Annotated in this window: 22 protein-coding genes and 1 pseudogene; 11 read left to right on the plus strand and 12 right to left on the minus strand. The window is 39.3% G+C overall.

Annotated features, from left to right (window positions below; translation table 11 throughout):
• Positions 1-845: 845 nt before the first annotated feature.
• The 4 genes and pseudogenes from ACFIJZ_RS02660 to fumC form a co-directional block, all read right to left on the minus strand.
• The gene (locus ACFIJZ_RS02660) at positions 846-1,733 is read right to left on the minus strand and encodes an outer membrane protein (RefSeq protein WP_375630962.1); all 888 of its coding nucleotides are present in this window, start codon (positions 1,731-1,733) and stop codon (positions 846-848) included.
• A gap of 645 nt (positions 1,734-2,378) precedes the next feature.
• Positions 2,379-2,594, minus strand: a pseudogene (locus ACFIJZ_RS02665) (lyase family protein); the annotation flags it as partial.
• 638 nt (positions 2,595-3,232) lie between these two features.
• On the minus strand, positions 3,233-3,454 hold the full coding sequence (locus ACFIJZ_RS02670) for a hypothetical protein (RefSeq protein ID WP_375630963.1): 222 nt from the start codon (positions 3,452-3,454) through the stop codon (positions 3,233-3,235).
• A 133-nt stretch (positions 3,455-3,587) separates the two neighbouring features.
• Complete coding sequence (fumC, locus tag ACFIJZ_RS02675; protein WP_375630964.1) at positions 3,588-4,976, minus strand: class II fumarate hydratase; 1,389 nt, start codon at positions 4,974-4,976, stop codon at positions 3,588-3,590.
• Between the two features lie 227 nt (positions 4,977-5,203).
• Here fumC and groES point away from each other — a divergent pair, with 227 nt between their 5' ends.
• From groES to ACFIJZ_RS02690, 3 genes are all read left to right on the plus strand, one after another.
• Positions 5,204-5,500, plus strand: a complete 297-nt coding sequence (gene groES / locus ACFIJZ_RS02680) for a co-chaperone GroES (protein WP_005774667.1) — start codon at positions 5,204-5,206, stop codon at positions 5,498-5,500.
• Positions 5,501-5,558: 58 nt separating this feature from the next.
• A complete protein-coding gene (gene groL, locus ACFIJZ_RS02685) occupies positions 5,559-7,202 on the plus strand; it encodes a chaperonin GroEL (protein ID WP_273790908.1) in 1,644 nt (547 codons plus the stop codon).
• Positions 7,203-7,333: 131 nt separating this feature from the next.
• A complete protein-coding gene (locus ACFIJZ_RS02690) occupies positions 7,334-7,480 on the plus strand; it encodes a hypothetical protein (RefSeq protein ID WP_273790906.1) in 147 nt (48 codons plus the stop codon).
• A 688-nt stretch (positions 7,481-8,168) separates the two neighbouring features.
• On the opposite strand, the gene ACFIJZ_RS02695 is transcribed toward ACFIJZ_RS02690, so the two are convergent.
• Complete coding sequence (locus tag ACFIJZ_RS02695; protein ID WP_375630965.1) at positions 8,169-8,366, minus strand: hypothetical protein; 198 nt, start codon at positions 8,364-8,366, stop codon at positions 8,169-8,171.
• Between the two features lie 91 nt (positions 8,367-8,457).
• Between ACFIJZ_RS02695 and ACFIJZ_RS02700 the strand changes: the two genes are divergently transcribed.
• From ACFIJZ_RS02700 to ACFIJZ_RS02710, 3 genes are read left to right on the plus strand one after another with little or no spacing between them, the layout of a single operon-like run.
• Positions 8,458-8,643, plus strand: a complete 186-nt coding sequence (locus ACFIJZ_RS02700; RefSeq protein ID WP_375630966.1) for a hypothetical protein — start codon at positions 8,458-8,460, stop codon at positions 8,641-8,643.
• A complete protein-coding gene (locus ACFIJZ_RS02705; RefSeq protein WP_375630967.1) occupies positions 8,640-8,810 on the plus strand; it encodes a hypothetical protein in 171 nt (56 codons plus the stop codon). The genes ACFIJZ_RS02700 and ACFIJZ_RS02705 overlap by 4 nt, the downstream gene beginning before the upstream one ends.
• 12 nt (positions 8,811-8,822) lie before the next feature.
• Positions 8,823-9,029, plus strand: coding sequence for a hypothetical protein (locus ACFIJZ_RS02710; RefSeq protein ID WP_375630968.1), 207 nt, complete (start codon positions 8,823-8,825; stop codon positions 9,027-9,029).
• 321 nt (positions 9,030-9,350) lie between these two features.
• Here the strand turns inward: ACFIJZ_RS02710 and ACFIJZ_RS02715 are convergent, their stop codons facing one another.
• From ACFIJZ_RS02715 to ACFIJZ_RS02730, 4 genes are read right to left on the minus strand one after another with little or no spacing between them, the layout of a single operon-like run.
• Positions 9,351-9,551: a hypothetical protein gene (locus tag ACFIJZ_RS02715; protein WP_273790904.1), complete on the minus strand. Its 201-nt coding sequence runs from the start codon at positions 9,549-9,551 to the stop codon at positions 9,351-9,353.
• Positions 9,544-9,756 carry a hypothetical protein gene (locus tag ACFIJZ_RS02720; RefSeq protein ID WP_273790903.1) on the minus strand — a complete coding sequence of 71 codons (213 nt, stop codon included), beginning with the start codon at positions 9,754-9,756 and terminating at the stop codon, positions 9,544-9,546. The genes ACFIJZ_RS02715 and ACFIJZ_RS02720 overlap by 8 nt, the downstream gene beginning before the upstream one ends.
• The gene (locus ACFIJZ_RS02725; protein WP_273790902.1) at positions 9,680-9,916 is read right to left on the minus strand and encodes a hypothetical protein; all 237 of its coding nucleotides are present in this window, start codon (positions 9,914-9,916) and stop codon (positions 9,680-9,682) included. The genes ACFIJZ_RS02720 and ACFIJZ_RS02725 overlap by 77 nt, the downstream gene beginning before the upstream one ends.
• Positions 9,913-10,575: a lysozyme gene (locus ACFIJZ_RS02730; protein WP_375630969.1), complete on the minus strand. Its 663-nt coding sequence runs from the start codon at positions 10,573-10,575 to the stop codon at positions 9,913-9,915. The genes ACFIJZ_RS02725 and ACFIJZ_RS02730 overlap by 4 nt, the downstream gene beginning before the upstream one ends.
• 471 nt (positions 10,576-11,046) lie before the next feature.
• Here ACFIJZ_RS02730 and ACFIJZ_RS02735 point away from each other — a divergent pair, with 471 nt between their 5' ends.
• Positions 11,047-11,325 (plus strand): hypothetical protein, encoded by a 279-nt coding sequence (locus ACFIJZ_RS02735; protein WP_375630970.1) that lies wholly within the window; start codon positions 11,047-11,049, stop codon positions 11,323-11,325.
• A gap of 173 nt (positions 11,326-11,498) precedes the next feature.
• Here the strand turns inward: ACFIJZ_RS02735 and ACFIJZ_RS02740 are convergent, their stop codons facing one another.
• From ACFIJZ_RS02740 to ACFIJZ_RS02750, 3 genes are all read right to left on the minus strand, one after another.
• On the minus strand, positions 11,499-12,425 hold the full coding sequence (locus ACFIJZ_RS02740) for a YopJ/AvrA family T3SS effector serine/threonine acetyltransferase (protein ID WP_375630971.1): 927 nt from the start codon (positions 12,423-12,425) through the stop codon (positions 11,499-11,501).
• Between the two features lie 339 nt (positions 12,426-12,764).
• On the minus strand, positions 12,765-13,709 hold the full coding sequence (locus ACFIJZ_RS02745; protein WP_375630972.1) for a YopJ/AvrA family T3SS effector serine/threonine acetyltransferase: 945 nt from the start codon (positions 13,707-13,709) through the stop codon (positions 12,765-12,767).
• 1,703 nt (positions 13,710-15,412) lie between these two features.
• Positions 15,413-15,979: a hypothetical protein gene (locus tag ACFIJZ_RS02750; RefSeq protein WP_375630973.1), complete on the minus strand. Its 567-nt coding sequence runs from the start codon at positions 15,977-15,979 to the stop codon at positions 15,413-15,415.
• Positions 15,980-16,133: 154 nt separating this feature from the next.
• Between ACFIJZ_RS02750 and ACFIJZ_RS02755 the strand changes: the two genes are divergently transcribed.
• The 4 genes from ACFIJZ_RS02755 (at position 16,134) to ACFIJZ_RS02770 (ending at position 19,481) form a co-directional block, all read left to right on the plus strand.
• Positions 16,134-16,322 carry a hypothetical protein gene (locus tag ACFIJZ_RS02755; protein WP_273790897.1) on the plus strand — a complete coding sequence of 63 codons (189 nt, stop codon included), beginning with the start codon at positions 16,134-16,136 and terminating at the stop codon, positions 16,320-16,322.
• Between the two features lie 1,468 nt (positions 16,323-17,790).
• A complete protein-coding gene (locus ACFIJZ_RS02760; protein ID WP_375630974.1) occupies positions 17,791-18,312 on the plus strand; it encodes a hypothetical protein in 522 nt (173 codons plus the stop codon).
• 38 nt (positions 18,313-18,350) lie between these two features.
• A complete protein-coding gene (locus ACFIJZ_RS02765; protein WP_375630975.1) occupies positions 18,351-18,875 on the plus strand; it encodes a hypothetical protein in 525 nt (174 codons plus the stop codon).
• A 48-nt stretch (positions 18,876-18,923) separates the two neighbouring features.
• Entirely contained in the window at positions 18,924-19,481 is a 558-nt protein-coding gene (locus ACFIJZ_RS02770; RefSeq protein ID WP_375630976.1) for a hypothetical protein, read from the plus strand.
• The last annotated feature ends 232 nt before the right edge of the window (positions 19,482-19,713 follow it).

Below are 19,713 nucleotides of genomic sequence, written 5' to 3' on the forward strand. Positions count from 1 at the left end.
GATATGTGAGCAACAAAAGCATGAGGCAATGCGTAATCTCCACTCTTTAAAAGACAGAGTTTTAGAGGTTTAAAAAATAGTGCTTTAGAGGCTTTTGAAAGTTGTAAAGCAGAGGGAAATGGTAAGGTTGGAAATTGGTTTTTTACCTTGACAACTTCATGTTCTCTCCAAATGAAGCTGTCTCCCCGTTACAGAAATTACATAAACAGAAAACCGCAATATCCTTTCTCCACTCTGGCATACAATAGCTGTAAAATACGGTCGTTTGAAGTGTGGTAATATAGGGCATACTTCCTTGAAACGTTACAGTATTTTTTCGCTGTGTGTTGAATATTCTTCAGTGTGTTTGTCTTGCTTTAGGCTTAAGGGCATTCCATGAGGAGGAGCCCAGAGAAGCTCGCCCAAGATCCCCTTAAGAGTCCCCAAGAGTTTTTGTGCTTTTATAAACGGACATGGTGTTTAAAAATGGGTGTTTTAAAATGGGTTTTTAGAATCTTTATCCTTTAAGAGCGGGGAGGCCAAGTCAACATCATCCTATAAAACTGCAATTGATGCACAATATCCATATTTCTTTTAAAGAAATATCTCTTAAATACCGGCTCTCATTTATTTTACGATGGCGCCCAGTGGTATGGTGGTAAAGCTTTTATATATTCCCAATGCACGACATGAAAGGCTGAGAGGATAGGAGCTTGCTTTAAGAGAGGGAGAGGTTGGATTGTTTCGTGATTATTTGTTTACAGTTTAGTACTGGTTTTTAGAATCTACGTCTTTTTAGTGCAAAGGGGCATTAAAAAACCCCGTTTTTAACAGGGTTTTTTAATCGTTCAATTTTTCTACAAAACTTAGAATTTATAAGCGATACCAAAGCGAACATCATGCGTTTGAGAAGAGATTTTAAGGTTATCGTTTGCAAATTTCTTTTTAAAAAAATCTGAATAACGATATTCTGTACGCATGATGATATTATCTGTCATTGCAAGATCAAAACCACCACCAACAGTGTAACCAAACATTGTTTTTGTCTCATCTAACACATTGCCAGAAGCAAAAATTGTCGAATCTTCTTGCGATTTTGATAAAAGTGACATGATATATTGCATCTGTCTATAGGCTATACCCCCTGCAATATAAGGCATAAGACGATGGGAAGCAAAACCAATACGCGCGCGCGCGGCACCAGACCATGTTTCTTTCAATGTTACACCGCTAACAACAATGTCACCATGGTTGGGTATCGTTTCATCCTGAGCGGCAGGTTTTATGATAGGAATTCCAGCTTCTTCAAAGGCAATGTTAATGGAGTCTAATTTATCTAGAATTTTCTTTCCATTGTCTGTTTGGGTACTTTTCTTCCCAGACCAAACCATGTCCGTATCAAAACCGAAAACAAAATCTCCCAGATCAATATTAGAACCTGCATACAAACCTGCTCTCAATCCTGATAGTTTCGGTGATAAATCTCTATCAACCAAAGCCCATTTTCCGTCCCTAGCTTCTTGTGCGTAATTTAGAGTATTTTTATTGGAAAAATATCCAATTTGTCCTCCAAAATAAAAACCAGACCAAGAAAAAGGCGCAGAAACAGTAACCGGTGAAATACGTGATGATGAATCATTTTGCAATGAAACCTTCGGTTTTGATTGCTCAAAGATTACCGTATCTGCTGCTTGCGCTGTTGAAGCGGTAATGAAAGTGAAAATAGATAGTGCAATTAAACATTTTGTTTTCATAAAAACGTCCCCAATTCATTTAAAATACAAAGCGCATTATACACGAATTGGTTAAAGAAATCTATATTTAATATCATTATGAAAATTAAAATACTCAAAAACTCTATAATTATCCATATTTAAGCGTTCTTAAAACTTGTTTTCATGCTATTATCCCGCGTTTGTATTGATTTTTCAGGATTTTTTATATACGCCTCTTCAGTGTTCTCTGTGTTTTAGAAAAAAATATAATATAGTAAACAGGCTTTTTATTTGTTTAAAAAATATTATTTTATATATATTAAAATCACTTTTTGTTATTAAGTGTTAAATATATTATCCACTATGATTGATATCAAAGTGCTTAATATTCAATTGGTCGTAAAAAATGCATATTGGCACCATCATATTCTTTATCGTATTCTTTGCTTGTTTCTGATATTGCGTAGCTTTGTATGGCGATAGCCTTTTGAGCACTTAAGGGGATGAGCGACTTTATTTCTTTTTTATCTATACGCTACTTTTTCTTATGACAATCCAAGCGAATAGTTTTGATTGATTGAATGGAATACGAAGAATAAGAAGGAGCAAAGGGCGAGAATCTCAAGTTTCAAGAGGTTTCTCATGTGCCATGTAAAACGATAAACTTTCCGTTCGCTTAAAGACGGAACGTGGATGAGAGCCTAAAAACTGAATGTCGTTGGCTATTTTAAAGAGATTAGCGCGTGCATTCAGGTTTTTGTGGAAATGGGTGAGGGCGCCATAAGGGGCAAATGCCTCAAATTTCTTGCGAGCTGTCAAGGATATCCCGTCAGAGAGTGAATTGTTTCAGCAAAGGTCAAAACCTTTCAGTGCATCGAATTTTGTTCCAACAGCTGTTCCTCTATTGAGCACCTCTTTTCCGCTTCATAGAGGAGACATTTTTCAATGTTTCTAAACCCATTTCACGACGGTGGCTCGTGAATGGTATAACGATAAATCTATTGAGCACCCATCTTCACGCTTCATAGAGGAGACATTTTTCAATGTTTCTAAATCCATTTCACGACGGTGGCTCGTGAATGATATAATGATAAATCTATTGAGCACCTCTTTTCCGCTTCATAGAGGAGCAAGCCGGTGCCATTACTATATTTGCCAGTTCGTGGGTGTTGTGACAGTCCTCTCCACAATGTTGTGACAGGCCCCTTTGGCCGTTGTGACAGTCCTTGGCACTTGAGGTGGTTCATTAGAGGCGTTTTTCCTTATCTTATACAATTTCTATCCATACATTCATTCCGTTTGTGATGTGCTAGTCAGTGATTTTGATTGATGCAACATGGGACAGATTTAAAATGAGAAAATCTTACGGTATTTAGGATTCTTATTCAATATGGATAACGCTAGATTATTATTATAAATCAATACATTATCTCATTGAGATAAGAGTTATCTACCCAATGTTATCAATAATGATAACATTGTAAGCGTAACTACTATGAATTCATTAATCTTTTTTACTTCGATTGAAATTATGTCTATTAATACTGATTTTTTTGAGCTAATTCTTTTTGGTTGATAGCTAATTGATTTTTAAAATCAAGACGTGAAGCTAGAATGAAAAACACCTTAAAGTCATATCCATTTAAATCACTTTCTGCCAGTATAGCCATTGGGTGTTGAGCCATGGCTATCCATTTCTTTCCAAAACCGTTGTGCCTTTTAAGTACAATATAAGCAACATAAGCAACAAAACCACCCATAGCATAAATGCGGACCAGAGCCTAAAATGAACGCTGTGGGTAATGGTTATCGGTCATCATCGGGGTGTTTACACCCCGATCTTTTGACAGAACGATTTGTTTTAAGACGTTTGCATCTTTTTTAGTGGGTTGTTTATTGGGGAGCAATCATCTTTTTGGGATCAACTAATCGGTCATAATCCTCTACAAAAACACCTGCTTTTAATGCTTCGGTGCGCAAAGTTGTATCATTTTTATGCGCTGCTTTGGCAATTTCAGCAGCTCTTTCATAGCCAATTTCTGGTGCTAGAGCTGTGACTAACATGAGTGAGCGCTCCATGAGCGAGTGAATATGAACGCGATTGGCCCGTAATCCTTGGATGCAATGCATATCAAAAGAACGCATGCAATCACCAAGAAGGGTAATTGATTGTAAAACGTTATAGCCAATAACAGGTTTATAAACGTTGAGTTCAAAATGTCCTTGGCTTGCGGCAAAAGTTACGCTGGTGTGATTACCAAAAACTTGGCATGCGACCATGGTTAAGGCTTCACATTGTGTGGGGTTGACTTTGCCGGGCATAATAGAAGATCCGGGTTCATTTTCAGGAAGACTGAGTTCCCCTAAACCAGAACGTGGACCAGAGCCTAAAAACCGAATGTCATTGGCAATTTTAAACAGATCAGCAGCGAGAGCATTCAAGCTTCCGTGGAAATGCGCAAGGGCGCCATGATGGGCAAGTGCTTCAAATTTATTGCTGGCAGTTTGGAACGTTACTCCTGTGAGAGTGCTCACTGTTTGCGCAAAAGCAACGTCAAAACCTTTTGGCGCATTCAGCCCTGTGCCAACAGCCGTGCCACCTTGAGCAAGCATGTGGACATCGGTTAGAGCATTTTCAATGCGCTGACGATTGGCTTCTAATGCGGCACGATAGCCTGAAAACTCTTGCCCTAAGGTTAAAGGTGTTGCATCTTGCGTGTGGGTGCGACCGATTTTAATGATGTCTGCAAATTCTTGCTCTTTTTGTTTTAATGTCGCAATAAGAGCTTCAAGGATTGGCAATAAGTGTTGGCGTGTTTGCAACGTGGTGGCAATGTGAAGCGCCGTGGGAAAGGAATCGTTCGATGATTGGCTCATATTGACATGGTCATTGGGATGAACTGGTTTTTTGCTTCCAAGTTTTCCTCCCAAAATCTTACTAGCACGATTAGCAATGACTTCATTGACATTCATATTGCTTTGTGTGCCAGAACCTGTTTGCCAGACGGACAGTGGAAAATGCTTATCAAAATCGCCAGCAAGCACTTCATCAGCGGCGGCAATAATTGCTTTTCCAATATTTTCTGGTAGTTTTCCTTTGCCCATGTTTACAATCGCTGCTGCTTTTTTGACAAGGACTAAGGCATAGATGATGGCAAGAGGCTGCTTTTCACTGCCAATATTAAAATTATGCAGAGAACGTTCAGTTTGTGCGCCCCAATAACGATCTTGACGTACCGAAATCGTTCCAAAGCTATCCGTTTCCTGACGTGTTTCAACCATGATAAGATCCTTTTTTGTTCACGGGTTCTCAAAAAAGATAGATAACGCGAAAGTGCAATAAGAGGCAAGACTTTGAAGCTTCATTTAGAGAAATTATTTTTATGGCTATTCTTGACATTGAGAGATGCCGATTTTATATCTAACACATGCTAGCACTCGTAGTTTGAGAGTGCTAGCAAGAACTTTTAAGATTAATGCAATTATGTTCAGTTTTAAGGATTTAAAACATGGCTAATATACAATTCCGCCCACTTCACGACCGTGTCGTTGTCCGTCGGGTTGAATCTGAAAATAAAACGGCTGGTGGGATTATCATCCCTGATACAGCAAAAGAAAAACCCCAAGAAGGCGAAGTGATTGCTGTTGGCAATGGCGCTCTCGATGATAACGGAAAGCGCGTGCCTTTAGAAGTCAAAACAGGAGACCGTATTTTGTTTGGAAAATGGTCTGGAACTGAAGTCAAGATTAATGGGGAAGATCTCCTCATCATGAAAGAATCTGACATTATGGGAATTATGGGCTAATTGAAGCACTTAGTTTTTCATTGTGTACTATTTTGAGAAAACTCCAAGGAGAAATTAAATGGCTGCTAAAGAAGTCAAATTTGGCCGTGAAGCGCGTGAGCGTTTGTTGCGCGGTGTCGACATCCTTGCTAATGCTGTTAAGGTGACACTCGGCCCTAAAGGTCGCAATGTGGTGATTGATAAATCATTCGGTGCACCTCGCATCACAAAAGATGGTGTATCCGTTGCAAAGGAAATCGAACTGGAAGATAAGTTCGAAAATATGGGTGCACAAATGTTGCGCGAAGTTGCTTCTAAAACCAATGATATCGCTGGTGATGGAACAACAACAGCAACTGTTTTAGGACAAGCTATTGTGCAAGAAGGTGTTAAAGCTGTTGCTGCAGGCATGAACCCAATGGATTTGAAGCGTGGGATTGATGCTGCTGTTGAAGAAGTGGTGGCAAACCTCTTCAAAAAAGCAAAAAAAATTCAAACTTCAGCAGAAATTGCACAGGTGGGAACAATTTCCGCTAATGGCGCTGCTGAAATCGGTAAAATGATCGCTGATGCTATGGAAAAAGTGGGCAATGAAGGCGTCATTACCGTGGAAGAAGCTAAAACCGCTGAAACGGAATTAGAAGTCGTTGAAGGAATGCAATTTGACCGTGGGTATCTTTCCCCTTATTTTGTCACAAATGCTGAGAAAATGGTCGCTGATCTTGATGATCCTTACATTCTCATTCACGAAAAGAAATTGTCTAATTTGCAATCTCTTCTTCCTGTGCTTGAAGCTGTTGTGCAATCTGGAAAACCACTTCTCATTATCGCTGAAGATGTGGAAGGTGAAGCTTTGGCAACGCTCGTTGTTAACAAATTACGTGGTGGTTTGAAAATTGCTGCTGTAAAAGCTCCTGGATTTGGTGACCGTCGTAAAGCAATGTTAGAAGATATCGCTATCTTGACATCTGGACAGGTTATTTCTGAAGATGTGGGCATTAAACTTGAAAATGTCACTTTGGATATGCTTGGACGTGCAAAGAAAGTGAATATTTCTAAAGAAAACACCACCATTATTGATGGTGCTGGACAAAAGAGCGAAATTACTGCTCGCGTCAATCAAATCAAGGCTCAGATTGAAGAAACAACTTCTGACTATGACCGTGAAAAATTGCAAGAAAGACTTGCTAAACTCGCTGGTGGTGTTGCTGTTATCCGTGTGGGTGGTGCAACAGAAGTTGAAGTGAAAGAAAAGAAAGACCGTGTTGATGATGCTTTGAATGCAACACGTGCTGCTGTTGAAGAAGGTATTGTTGCTGGTGGTGGTACCGCATTGTTGCGTGCAGCAAATGCGTTGACCGTTAAGGGAAGTAATCCTGACCAAGAAGCTGGTATTAGTATCGTTCGTCGTGCTCTACAAGCACCAGCGCGCCAGATTGCAAGCAATGCTGGTGAAGAAGCCGCTATTATTGTGGGCAAAGTGCTGGAAAATAATGCTGACACTTATGGTTATAATACCGCCACGGGTGAATTTGGTGATTTGATTGCTTTGGGAATTGTTGATCCTGTGAAAGTTGTGCGTTCTGCTCTTCAGAATGCGGCTTCAATTGCGAGCCTTCTGATCACAACAGAAGCAATGGTTGCTGAAGTTCCAAAGAAAGATACACCAATGCCTCCGATGCCTGCTGGCGGAATGGGTGGAATGGGCGGAATGGATTTCTAAGCTCTTATTCCATAGAAGTAATAAAGAAACGGGTCTTCTGTGCCCGTTTTTTTTTATGCTTTTTCATGTTTTTCAACCGGTGAATTTGGTGATTTGATTGCTTTCAAGAATTGTTGATCCTGTGAAAGTTTTTGCGTTCTGCTCTTCAGAATGCGGCTTCAATTGCGAGCCTTCTGATCACAACAGAAGCAATGGTTGCTGAAGTTCCAAAGAAAGATACACCAATGCCTCCGATGCCTGCTGGTGGAATGGGTGGAATGGGCGGAATGGATTTCTAAGCTCTTTTCCATAGACGTAATAAAGAAACGGGTCTTCTGTGCCCGTTTTTTTATATATTTCTTTTGTTCATACGAATTTTCCTTTTATGACAGTTTCTTTATCTTATAGGATTGTTCTACTCTCCTCTGGTTGATCTACCGTCATTGTGAATGAAGCTCACTCTTAATCCATAGCTTTTTCTCTTGTTTTTATGAAATGTTTCTATTGTGTGGGGATCGTGGTTTCCTTTGAAAATATTGTGCTAATAAAAATATAACTCTTTGATTTATAGTCATTTATTCCTAATACAGTTCTATTTTTTCATTTTAGGTTTATGTATGCACCGTTAAAAAATCCTGTGTTTGTGCTTCATAAGGTGAGAGGTCACTACGGTTTTATGAACCAACGCAATCATTAAAAGTCAGTAGCTAAGAGTTAGTACCTATTGAGCGTTGGAAAGACAGAGTTGAAAAGAGCATGATGGGGCTGGGTTGTTTTTTTATGAATAAGATGCTGGTATTTCAAGCTTTTGCATAGGAGAATAAGCATCTCTCTGTTTCGTTGATCTCTGAAATGGGGAGACTGCTCCATTTGAGAAGCTTAAAGATAAAAGCTAATTTTTCGCCTTGCTCTCATCTTTTTTTCGGTAAGCTCATCACCTAAACTGGAGCCAAACCCATGTTGTTATACTCAAGTTCTGTTTGTTGCCTATATTGTGACAGAAAATTCTTGAGTGGGGAGCAATTTTTGAGCTAAGGGGACCATGACAGGTAGCCGAAAAAAATCATTACGAGACAGTAGGCGCGCTTGTTTTAGAATTTTTAATGCTTCTGATGATAAAGGCACGCGAAATTCTGTTGTAGCCTCATGCCTTCTTTTCATATTTTCGAGCCAAGGATTTTCCATATATTCTCTTCAACTTGACCTTTATGCATAGAACATAAGGGCATTGAGGAGGCAGGGCATTGAGGAGGCAGGGCATTGAGGAGGCAGGGCATTGGGAGGCAGGGCATTGAGAGGCAGGGCATTGGGAGGGTGGAAATTGGGAGGCAGGGAATTGGGAGGGTGGAAATTGAGAGGCAGGGTATTGAGGAGGCAGGGTATTGAGAGGGTGGGAATTGGGAGGCAGGGAATTGGGAGGCAGGGCATTGAGGAGGCAGGGAATTGGGAGGCAGGGTATTGAGAGGGTGGGAATTGGGAGGCAGGGCATTGGGAGGCAGGGCATTGAGAGGGTGGGAATTGGGAGGCAGGGCATTGAGGAGGCAGGGCATTGGGAGGCAGGGCATTGAGGAGGCAGGGCATTGGGAGGCAGGGCATTGGGAGGCAGGGCATTGGGAGGCAGGGCATTGAGGAGGCAGGGCATTGAGAGGGTGGGAATTGGGAGGCAGGGCATTGAGAGGCAGGGCATTGAGAGGGTGGGAATTGGGAGGCAGGGCATTGAGAGGCAGGGCATTGGGAGGGTGGGAGGAGCCGGCTTGCTTTTTTATTCAACGTAAAGATGAGAAGTTTTATGTAAGGCTACCATTACATTGCTTGTTTATGCGCTTCTTTAAAAGAAATGTCTTTTAATACAAATTCTTGGCAATGCTATTTATGAAGAGTATAAAATCATTTGGATATCAATAGTTTATTAAAAAAATGTACGTTGGTATGATCCTTTTCTTATGTTACCAAAGTTGCTGACTTACGCGTTGGTTAAAAATCTCTCTTCATGCCCTTAAATTCATTTCATGAAAGCGTTTGTGAAGAGCGCGACGTTTGTGAGGCGTGTAAAAATTTCTCGTGAGACGTGAAAAAATCATCAATAAAATCTCCGTGTTTTCAAAAAATAACGAATGGCTTTTTATATTTTAAAAAAAGATTTAACACGTCTCACGTTTTTTATTTATTTTAGAGCTGAATATTCGATTTTTGTGTAAAAATACTTCCCAGCACATCTATGATCCGTGAAAAATCAAGTGCTAATAAGAAAATGATGAATATAATCCACTTCGTATAGCGTGACATCATTTTTACACTTTTATACGTTGTGATGATTTCTTGTAGGATTTCTTTTTCCTTTTCTGTAAGCTCTGTTTTTTTTCTAGCCATGTTTCCACCCACACAAGCCTTCCCCTTGTTTGTTATGCTTTAAAATATCTCTTGCGAGATTTGAACTGATGATATTGAGATCTTTTTTGTCTAAATAAATGGGCATCCAACCAACGCAAGAAAAAGGCTCATTGATTGTTTTTATCGCGCAACCAGTGAGTAAGAGCAGCGCGTACATCAGCATCACTTTTTTGATTAATTTCATTTTCCACCTCTAGCCGTGTTGTTGATGACTTTAGCGTTTTTTCTATTTGCTTTTGTTGTTCAACCTTCTTTCCAAGAGTGAAAGCTTTTGCTAAAGCGATAAAAAAAGCGGTCAGAGCCGCTCCTGTTATCATCAGATTTTTTTTCAACCACCACATCATAAGCGCTGCTCCCGAAACCGTTTTGCCACAAAGAAAATGCCAACGCAGGCGGCTAAAACCATAATGGTTGCCAATGCCCATTGGATGGGACCATTACCTGCCAATAAGCCCCCAAGTCCAGAAAAAGAACCAATAATCGGTGTAAGCGCTTCTGCTTTGAAAAATCCCATGGGTGTTTGCGTTTCTACGGTTTGGTAGTTGGGAGAAACATAAGCCCCTTTTGCCCATAATCCCGCTTCTGCTGCACGACGGTGCACTAAACCGTGAAGACGTTTTCCTCCTGCTTTAGTCCACTTTTGTAACTCAGCAGGGACGGCTTCATATTCGCCATTATTGAGTTTTTTGAGCAGGGTCGAATTACAAAAAGCCGATGTTCCTATATTATAGCAAAACGATACGAGCGCGGCGAATTGTTCATCCGTTAAGGAAACCCGCACATGTTTTTCAACGGTATTCTCAAATTGTCTTAAATCTTGAGAAAGAACTTCTTCTGCTTGTTTTTCAGTAATGATCATGCCCTTGTGAACGAACGGTTTGCCAGCCGTGCTGGTATGACCATAGCCGATTGTCCACACCCCGATGGCATCTTTATAGGCATGTAAACGCAATCCTTCCCATTGTTTAATGAGTGCAAGCCCTGCTTTAGATATTTTTCTCATTTGCTTCTCCATAAAATAAAGCCTCACGGTAACGTGAGGCTGGTTGACAGATTAAAAATGAAATTTTTCACGCTTCAAAAACAGAAGAGATGTGAAACTTTTATGAAATCAAAAGGTTGGTTGTGACATCTTAGGGAATGGGGATAATGGTTGGCAAAGAGGGGTAATGGTTGGCAAAGAGGGGTAAATAGTTGGGCAAGAGGGATAATGGTTGGCTAAGAGGGATAAATAGTTGGGCAAGAGGGGTAATGGTTGGCAAAGAGGGATAATGGTTGGCTAAGAGGGGTAATGGTTGGGCAAGAGGGGTAAATAGTTGGGCAAGAGGGGTAAATAGTTGGGCAAGAGGGGTAAATAGTTGGGTAAGAGGGGTAAATAGTTGGGCAAAGAGGGGTAAATAGTTGGGCAAGAGGGGTAAATAGTTGGGCAAGAGGGGTAAATAGTTGGGCTGGTGTTTTCCGTTAAGAGAGGTTGTTGATTTTAAGACCTTGTCCTGGTGTTTTTGATGGAGCCTTCTTGGTGCGGGCGGTTGTTTGGTTGATGCACGATAAGCGTGGTCTATTGCGGTTGTTTGGTCGTATGGCATTGATGTGGGGGTGTTTGAGATACGAAGTGGATACTCTCAGAAAAACAAGACATATGCTTTTACTGAAGACGAAAGCATTAAATATTTTATGTATCAAGCGTTTTGCTTATCCAAATAGTCTCATTATTACAAAGAGCTTTGGGCTAACAAGAGCTTTGGAATTTTGATGCAATTTTAAGAGGGGATGGTTTTTATAGGACAATGGTGCTTTTTCGTTAAGAGGAAAGTTGTTTGCTATTTTTGTTTTATGAGCGCAAAAGCTGGTTTGCTTAGAGAAATCTTAGCTGTAAAGCAGCCTCTCTTCGTTCTTTGATGAATAGGAATATGGAAAAAGCCTCAATTACATCGATAAAGATTTGTATTCAGTGAGCCTTTTTTGGTGGGAGGAAACAGAAACAGTTTTTCCTTCTGTTGTTCTTAAGTTTTTTTCAAATCTCTCCCTCAGGGTTTCACCTTTTTTGTTTACTGTTTCATGTTCAGCATCCGGATTGGCTTTTAAATAGTGTTCTAGACGTCTTCTTCCTTGTGTGTGTTTATAAAAAGTGGTTGGAAGATAGGAATCTAACTTTTCAGCAGATAAAGATGAATTTTGTTCACATAATGCACCCTTAACATTATCTTTGTGCAATCTTGCTAATTTATCAGATTCAAGATGAAGCTTTTTGGCAAGGCTTAAGCTGAACATCCCACATTCAGAAGAGCTTCGCTGAATATCCATTTCTGCCGTGGTAAAAGAATAAGGAGGCAGTTGAAGACATTGAAGGGTTTGATTTATTTTTATCCCTAGTTTGCAAGCTGTGATATTCTGAAATGTTGTAGGTTCAAGCATAATCAAAGAGATTTTGTCATCAACTTTTTGATAATCAAGGACGGCAAAGTGGATTTTGCTTTCCGAATTGACTATAAATCGGGCAGATTTCGCGTCGCTCTCAACGACTTCTTTTAGTGCGTGCGAAAACTCTTCTGCTGTAAGAGCCAATTTGAGATTCATGTCTGGATATTTGCTGTTTGCTTTTTCTACGAGAGCCGGCATCAATCTAATATCTGTGTTTTCATAATAAGCGTTAATCCAACGGCCGGTGATGAGATCATCTTCTAAGCCTGTAATAATATCTTTTAATTCGTCAGAACTTGGTGCAACATGTTCTTCTTCTGTTTGGATGGAACTTTGCATCAAACGTGCAATAAGGTCTTCTAAGGATTCATTTGCACTTGCTCCTTCTGGTGTTTGTGAGGAATGAGGGAGGGAAGAATCTTGTGGCTTCATACTATTAGCCTCCATATTGATAATTGGTAGAAAATAATATTTTCTTCAATTCTGGCTAAACAATGTTTGCAGGAAAGATTTTTTAGCTAAAAAAAACAAAGAGATGAACTCATCTTTTTTAATTTTTTTGTTACGAAAGACAAAACCCCACGCTTTTCAGAGTTAAGGCAAGGTATCTTTTTGTCTTTTAAGAGATCATGTTGCTTACTGTTTGCATCTTTAGCTCTTTACTTCTTTCAAAGGGAAAAGAAGATTTGCTAACAGCAACTTATATCTTACCGTAAAGCCGCAGAGCTTCATTCTTTGTGGATGTGGAATAGGGCTATGGCCAAATGCTTATTACATCATTAGAGATTTGTATTCTGTTGCTCTTTTTCTGTGTTGTGAAACAGAAACAGTTTTTGTCTCTGTTGCCACCAAGCTTCTCTCAAACCTCTCTCTTAGGGTTTCGCCTTTTTTGTTTACTTTTTCATGTGCTGCTTCTGGATTGGCTGTTAGATATTCCCTAAGACGTCTTCTGCCTTGCACGTGTTTGTATAAACGAGCTGGAAGATATGGATCTAATTTTTCAGCAGGTAAAGGCGTGTCTGGTTCACATAACACACCCTTAATATTATCTTTGTGTAGTCTTTCTAATTTTTGAGCTTCGAGATAAAGCTTTTTAGCAAGGCTTAAGCTGAACATCCCACATTCAGAGGAACTGCGTTGAATATTCATTTCTGCCATGGCAAAATGAATGTTAGGCAATTGGTGATGTTCAATGGATTGTCGCGTTCTTAATGCCAGTAAGGCGGGGAGTGTGTCACGCAGTGAGGTAGGTTCTAAAAATATCAGAGATGTCTTGTCCCCTATGGTTTGATGATCAATGACAGCAAAATGAATTCCCCTATCTTTTGCGTTAACAATCAGTCTAGAAGATTTTATGCCCTTTTCGAGCGTTTCTTTTAGTGAGAGTGCAAAGTCGTCAGGTGTCATTGCAAGTTTAAGATTCATCTCTGGATATTTACGATTTGCTTGATCTACCAAGGCTGGCATCATGTAAAGATCTAAAATATCATAATAATTTTTGATCCAACTGCCATCGGCATTATGTTGTTCTAAACCAGCAACAATATCTTTTAACTCGGCACGGTTGAAAGGAGTGTTTTTTATTTTTTCGATGTTAAGCCGTTCTAAATGTGCAGCAAGAGTGTCTAATGATGCATTTGCATGCGCCCCTTCAGGTGCGCTTGCGCCTTCTGGTGTTTGTGAGGAATGAGGTGGGGGAGAATCTTGTGGCTTCATAATCTTAGCCTCCATGCTGATGATCGATAGGTGATATTATCTTCTTCAATTCTGGCTAAACAATGTTTTGAAAAAAAGCCTTTGCATCTTGAAAGGTGAGGCGATGAGAGCATAATGATGCCGTTTTCATATTTTTATGCGTGTATTGCTCATTATTGCTGTGATGTATGATATTGGTATTTTATGGGGGGATTATTAGGGCGTTCTGTTGGGAGCCCTTAGTGAATACGACTTGTTTTGAAAATCTCAAAATTATGGGGCTGTTGGTGATGCAAATTGGGTGATGCAAAAGAAAACAGTCAGAAAAAGACGAAAGATACCTTCAAACCGTAAAGTTTTAAACATTGTCGCGAAACACACTGTTTATAACAGTCTATAATAATGCGAAAATTTTGTGATGAAATCTGGACGCAGAAAACCCCTTACCGCACCTGTCATTAAATACGATTTTTCATATTCTGTCAACCGCAAAACAATTATTTTTCCTTTTTTATCGTGGAAAAAAATCTACAGAAAAAAGCTCATTCATTAGCTATGCAGCAAAATATCTTGTTTTAATGGAAAAGTTTTTGATGTGGCAAAAAACATTTTCTCCTTTGAGAAAGGCGTGGACAAGATGAAAGGAGAATTGTGGTTTTGAAATCCGTGGTATTTTATTGATGAAATTGGGAAGGCGGTGGTTGGATGGTGTTGCGGGGACAAAGCTTTAGGTGTTGCGCAGGGGGTGTTCCGTGGGTGGTTAGAGGCGTGATGGCTCTTCGAGTGGCTGTTGGGGTCTCTAAAGGTTTCTGTATAAAGATTTATTGAGTAAACGCTTTTTCTCCTTTGAGAAAGGCGTGGACAAGATGAAAGGAGAATTGTGGTTTTGAAATCCGTGGTATTTTATTGATGAAATTGGGAAGGCGGTGGTTGGATGGTGTTGCGGGGCAAAGCTTTAGGTGTTGGCGATTTGTGGGGGCGATTGGGGTTGTGCTGGCTGTCGTATTAGCGGTGGTGTGATGGGTGGAGGGTTATCGGTGCAGTTGTTGATGAGGGAGAAGATTGTTGGTAGGGGCTTTTTCTTTCCTTTAAGGGATGATGCTTTTAATTTTGTCAAAGATCAACGGGTTGTTTTAATGATAAGCTATTGATTTATAGTGGATATTTTATCATTATTTATTTTGAATGAGAAACCCAGATTATGCTGAAATAAAAGCCATAGCGTTTGTCCGTCATAAGATCAGGAAAGCCATATAGAATTGTACAAGAAAAGACGTAAAATGACGATAATGAATTGTCTTAAAAGCTAAGGATGTCGCGATATTGGGCGAAGTTTATGATGAGGGTGGTTTGTTACAATGGGGGTAGAGGGGAGAATGTTGCTGTTTTAAAGAGGGGCAAAATATTTATCCTGCCCATGCCGTGAATATGCCGTGAATTATTGTCCTTTGAGGCATGGTTAAGTGAGGCCATGGGTAGATTAAGGTTAAGTTTCTTTGACATGTTGAAGTATTTTTTTAAGGGCGTGGTGGATATTTTAAAGCTTGTTTGTTGTGCGCTTTAAGCTTGTTAATTCCATGAAATTCTATGAAAGGGCAAGCTCAGTGGATCTCAAATGCACCCTGCCAAAAGGGGACTTTATAAAGGAGCTGGTTATAAAGAGGCATGTTATAAAAGGAGAGGGGAATCTTTATCCTGTGAGGGGGAGGAAACGATGAGTGTTTTTAGCAAAGGCTCTTTTGGGTAGAACTGTCAAAATGTTTATAAAGGGCATCAAGAATAATACGCAACGAACCAACAAGATTAGGCAGCGGTTGATCTTCTATAACAAGATAGTGTAATGCCGCATGAAAGTTGTGTTGACGATGTAGATATTGTGCTTCTTTAATTGCTTCTTGCATATTTTCATAGTGTTCCGTTGCTCTTTGGACCCATTGCTTTTTTGCTTTCTCATCTGATGCGCTGTGCGTAAAACCATCGTAATAACCGTTTGGTAAACCTTTTGCACATAAATAGTCGTTTCTAATTTGCAAGTATTGTTGTGCCGTGTCATATTGCTCTTTACTGATGCCTGATGAAGCCTCTTTATAGCCAAGCAAACAAAGACGCCCAATATAGGTCCCAACAAGCGGATTTTTCGCTTCTTCGAGGCTTAAACCAAAGTGTTTTGCACGCATTTCAATCGCAGATTGAAGCGCAGATTCGCTGGAGCTTTGGGCACGTGAAATACGGCCTTTGGGCTCTCGCTTTCCTGTTATTTTCGGTCTACCGCGTTTTTTACGTATTTTCATGAACTTAACCATTTGAATGAAAAAGAAACTGTCTGTTGATGGGGGACAGTGATGTAAAAAGCACTTGGCGCAAATATTGGGGGGAGCAAATACTTAAGAGGGGGAAAATACTTAAGAGGGGGAAAATACTTAAAAGGAGGAAACTGGGGGGGGAGTGAGCAAATACTGGGAAATATCAGCCGTTGCAGATCAAAAAACAAACGATACTAAAGGCGTTTTAAATGCAAAGAAAAGCAACGGTGTGGGGCGAAAAAATCATCTTTTTTATCTTATCCCTATCAGTCTTATCTTCCGCCCCTGTCATGCTTATTTTTTCATGGATAGCGAATTATTTGCTTTTTAAATATTTCTTAACTGTTCTTGAGAGATTGAAGGAAAATTTTTGTCAAATGTGAATGAAAAAATAAGAATGGATTTTAAGGGCATGTCATTATCTTTCTAATAGGAAGTTTTTTCTAATGGGATTATTTGTCTCTTTTTTCACGAGCGCTTTGTGGAAACTTTTCAATTCCACCTTTGAAAGGTCATTGTTTTCTTAAGTTGGGAGCTTGTTATTTGGGTTCTCTTATTTTTTTGTTGGTGGGCGCTTTCCCAAGATATTTGATATACATCACGCTGTTAAGCATATTTTTATCCTTTATAGGAGATATGTTGTCTTCTTTTGAGTGGCAGAGAGCGGCAAAAAGCAAACCTCCGTATCCTATTATAATAGCATAAGATGCTCTATGTTTTCAAATAAAATATCGTTTATCGGCTTAAAATAAACTGTGAATGATCTCGCTATTTGGTTTGGTATTTCCTTTATAAGTATCCTTTATAGAGTATAAAATTTTCCGTTTTAATGGATCTCATCATAAGACGAGTGGATGTCGTTTAAAGGAAAGGATGCATTATCGAAAGAAGCTGTTTTTATAAGAAGAAAATGCCTTTATAAAAAGATGCTTTTATGGGAGATGCCTTGATGAATGTAGGGGCTGTATAAATGTGGGGGCTGTGAGATATTTCATCTTTAATGAAGCCTTTTTAATTAAGAAGCTTTCAAATGAGGATTAAGGTTGTTTGTCGCGCGCTTTTCATACTGGATAATCGGTTGCTTGTTCGACTTTGTGTTGTGTTGCTTTTTAAAGAGCCATGTCTTAGGGCTCTCTTTTGACCATTTCGCAAGGGTGCTCATGAAGGGTATAACGATAAAGTCCCCCAATGAAATCCATATAAAGTTTGAATAATATAAAATCTATTGCACACTTCCATTTTTACGCTTGTGAAGAAGAAAGTCCATAGCATCACACATTTTGCCAGCTCTCATTGTTGCGACAGCCCTTGGCATTTGAGACGCTTCATTAGAGGCATTTATCATCCTTTCTTAATATTTTACTCTATATGGCTCTTTCTGCTTGTAACGCGCAAGAGACATGGTTTGGATTGGCCCAATATGGAACAGGTTTGGAATAAGACAATCCTATGCTATTTAGGGTTCTTATTTAAGGTGCTAAATAATAAATTGTTATAAATCAGTATGTTATTAGTAAAATTTTACACATCATATATTTTTTAGATTGAATATTTTTGCTTGTTGAGTTTTGTGAAACATTGTCTTTTAAGGTGTGGGTCATAGATAAGGAGACACAATAGCGTTTGTGCTTGTAAGCCTGAGAGATTGTATGTTGTCGCGTATAGGGAATTTAAAAAAATAGACTTAAAAAGTCCTATAGCACGGGTTTCATGGTGAAAAGAGTGCTCGATAAATCGGTTTTTCTGGTTGCATGTTTTCAAAGAGTGAGTGGGCATTTTAGAAGTGAGAAAATATCCATATGATCGAAGATAAATCACAACACCAATCTATCCATGAGGGAAATACGGCTTTTGCATCACAGCTAGGGGTGAATCAGTCTGCAGTTTTTAAAAAATGGACGGCTCTCTCAAGAAGAGATTACGTCATCATTTTGTGTTGGGCTATCCCCTTGTTGGTGCTTTTTGCCGCGACTGTCTATATGAGCCCTTTGGAGTTTTTTCACATTATATCTAAAGAACAGTTTCAAGCACTGGAGAAAATGGAACAAGGAGATCTTCGAAAAATGACTAAGGAGATTTTGAAACAGCCTTTTGAAAATAATCCTGCTGTCTTGTTTTTGCGTAACGTAGGATGGAATGGTGTTTGGGCTTGTTTATGTTTCTTACCGCAAATGATTTGGTTTTGTCTTGTGCTGTTCTTTCCATTCTTTTTTGTCTTTAACGCCATCTCTAAACGGGATGTCAAGGAAATGATGAAGCTGTGGGATACATTGCCAGAGCAGCAACAGTTAGACAACCAATCTCTCAACAGAACACAATAGGGAAACGAGAGGCTAATTCTTTTGTAAGGAGTTTTGGAATGTTGATCACAGGAGGGTTGGGTGCTTTCATGTTTCTCGGGGAGATCATGATACTGTTTTCTACCGTCATGACAATCTTTGCACTTTATTATTCGTTGATAAAACGGACAATATTGTTGTTTTGGATGCGGCGCAAATTAAAAAAGGGTGCAGCGCAGAATTTGAGGCATAATCAGGCAGGAGGGAAAGGACAGAATACAGTTTGTGCAATAGAATTAAGCCCCCTTTCTTTTAAAGAATCTTTGGAACTTTCAAGAAAAGATTATTTTATCATCTTTTTTCTAGCCTTCATTGTGATTGTGTCTCTTACAGGTTTGATAGCTTTTTTTTCTTTTCTTATAAAATCTGCGATTGTTTTACACGGTTATATGGTTCTATTGTTTACGGTTGGCATGTTTGTCATGCAGCTGCTGTTGTGGTTCTGGCTATGGATTATTGTTTTTTTACCTGTCATTTTAATTCTCCATAGTTTCCTTCAGTATGGCGTGGAAAAAACAATGAAGAGGTTAGAAACATTTGTTTGAGCAGAGGATAAAAATGATGATTTCATATCAATGCGATAGGGGGGAAAAATGACTATTGTTATAAAATGTTTGGCTGTTTTAGGGATCACCATCATTGCCATTTTAATGGCTATAGTTATGGTCAGGCTTCCTTACCTGTTGATCAAGCATATGAGGTTATCTTTTAAAATCGCTCAAGACTTGAAAAAGAGTACGATGCAACAAAAACAAGCCATACAACAATTGCGCAATGATCAGGGAGAAATGAAAAGACACAATCTTGTGCATAAGACCCTTGATGCGAAAATGCGCTTTCTTAACTTCAAAGAATCTCTACCTCTTTCTTCAAAAGAATGTAAAATAATCTTTTTTATCTTTGTCCTCTTTTCTGTTTTGCGGGCTGCTTGCTCTATCGCAAATTTGGTATGGTGGAAGAGTGATATGATCAGCGGGATCATGTCACTGTTGAACGCTTCTCTATGGATTGGATTTCTTCTCTTTTTTCCGATCATTTGGGTGATGTGCATAAAGTTAACAAGAAAATTGAACAAAATACTTCCACAATTGGAAGAAGCAATAAAACAACGCGATCAGGCAATTCGTATGCAGAATGGGCGTGGAGGATAAAATGACGGGTAGTCTTATAACATTAATAGCCATTTCTTTCCTGTTATATATGATCGTAAATATTTTATTGTGGGTGCCAGTTTGGACAATTTGTTACTTGTTTATCAAGCGTGCGAGGCTTTATTGTCGCGTGAAAAAGGAACTGAAATGCGTGCTGAATGAACGCGATATTGCCTTAAAACAGATCTCCCAAAAATAAAAAAGCAGCAGAATGTTTGATAAAAAACAGCTT

Source organism: Bartonella sp. CL70QHWL, from assembly GCF_042194855.1.
Taxonomy (GTDB): Bacteria; Pseudomonadota; Alphaproteobacteria; order Rhizobiales; family Rhizobiaceae; genus Bartonella.

Coding starts and splice junctions, on each gene's coding strand:
- ACFIJZ_RS02750 (WP_375630973.1), bottom strand. CDS start 15,979: ATGAAAATACGTAAAAAACGCGGTAGACCGAAAATAACAGGAAAGCGA.
- ACFIJZ_RS02715 (WP_273790904.1), bottom strand. CDS start 9,551: ATGGCTAGAAAAAAAACAGAGCTTACAGAAAAGGAAAAAGAAATCCTA.
- fumC (WP_375630964.1), bottom strand. CDS start 4,976: ATGGTTGAAACACGTCAGGAAACGGATAGCTTTGGAACGATTTCGGTA.
- ACFIJZ_RS02745 (WP_375630972.1), bottom strand. CDS start 13,709: ATGAAGCCACAAGATTCTCCCCCACCTCATTCCTCACAAACACCAGAA.
- ACFIJZ_RS02730 (WP_375630969.1), bottom strand. CDS start 10,575: ATGAGAAAAATATCTAAAGCAGGGCTTGCACTCATTAAACAATGGGAA.
- groES (WP_005774667.1), top strand. CDS start 5,204: ATGGCTAATATACAATTCCGCCCACTTCACGACCGTGTCGTTGTCCGT.
- ACFIJZ_RS02770 (WP_375630976.1), top strand. CDS start 18,924: ATGACTATTGTTATAAAATGTTTGGCTGTTTTAGGGATCACCATCATT.
- ACFIJZ_RS02720 (WP_273790903.1), bottom strand. CDS start 9,756: ATGAAATTAATCAAAAAAGTGATGCTGATGTACGCGCTGCTCTTACTC.
- ACFIJZ_RS02695 (WP_375630965.1), bottom strand. CDS start 8,366: ATGGAAAATCCTTGGCTCGAAAATATGAAAAGAAGGCATGAGGCTACA.
- groL (WP_273790908.1), top strand. CDS start 5,559: ATGGCTGCTAAAGAAGTCAAATTTGGCCGTGAAGCGCGTGAGCGTTTG.
- ACFIJZ_RS02670 (WP_375630963.1), bottom strand. CDS start 3,454: ATGGGTGGTTTTGTTGCTTATGTTGCTTATATTGTACTTAAAAGGCAC.
- ACFIJZ_RS02760 (WP_375630974.1), top strand. CDS start 17,791: ATGATCGAAGATAAATCACAACACCAATCTATCCATGAGGGAAATACG.
- ACFIJZ_RS02740 (WP_375630971.1), bottom strand. CDS start 12,425: ATGAAGCCACAAGATTCTTCCCTCCCTCATTCCTCACAAACACCAGAA.
- ACFIJZ_RS02765 (WP_375630975.1), top strand. CDS start 18,351: ATGTTGATCACAGGAGGGTTGGGTGCTTTCATGTTTCTCGGGGAGATC.
- ACFIJZ_RS02660 (WP_375630962.1), bottom strand. CDS start 1,733: ATGAAAACAAAATGTTTAATTGCACTATCTATTTTCACTTTCATTACC.
- ACFIJZ_RS02725 (WP_273790902.1), bottom strand. CDS start 9,916: ATGATGTGGTGGTTGAAAAAAAATCTGATGATAACAGGAGCGGCTCTG.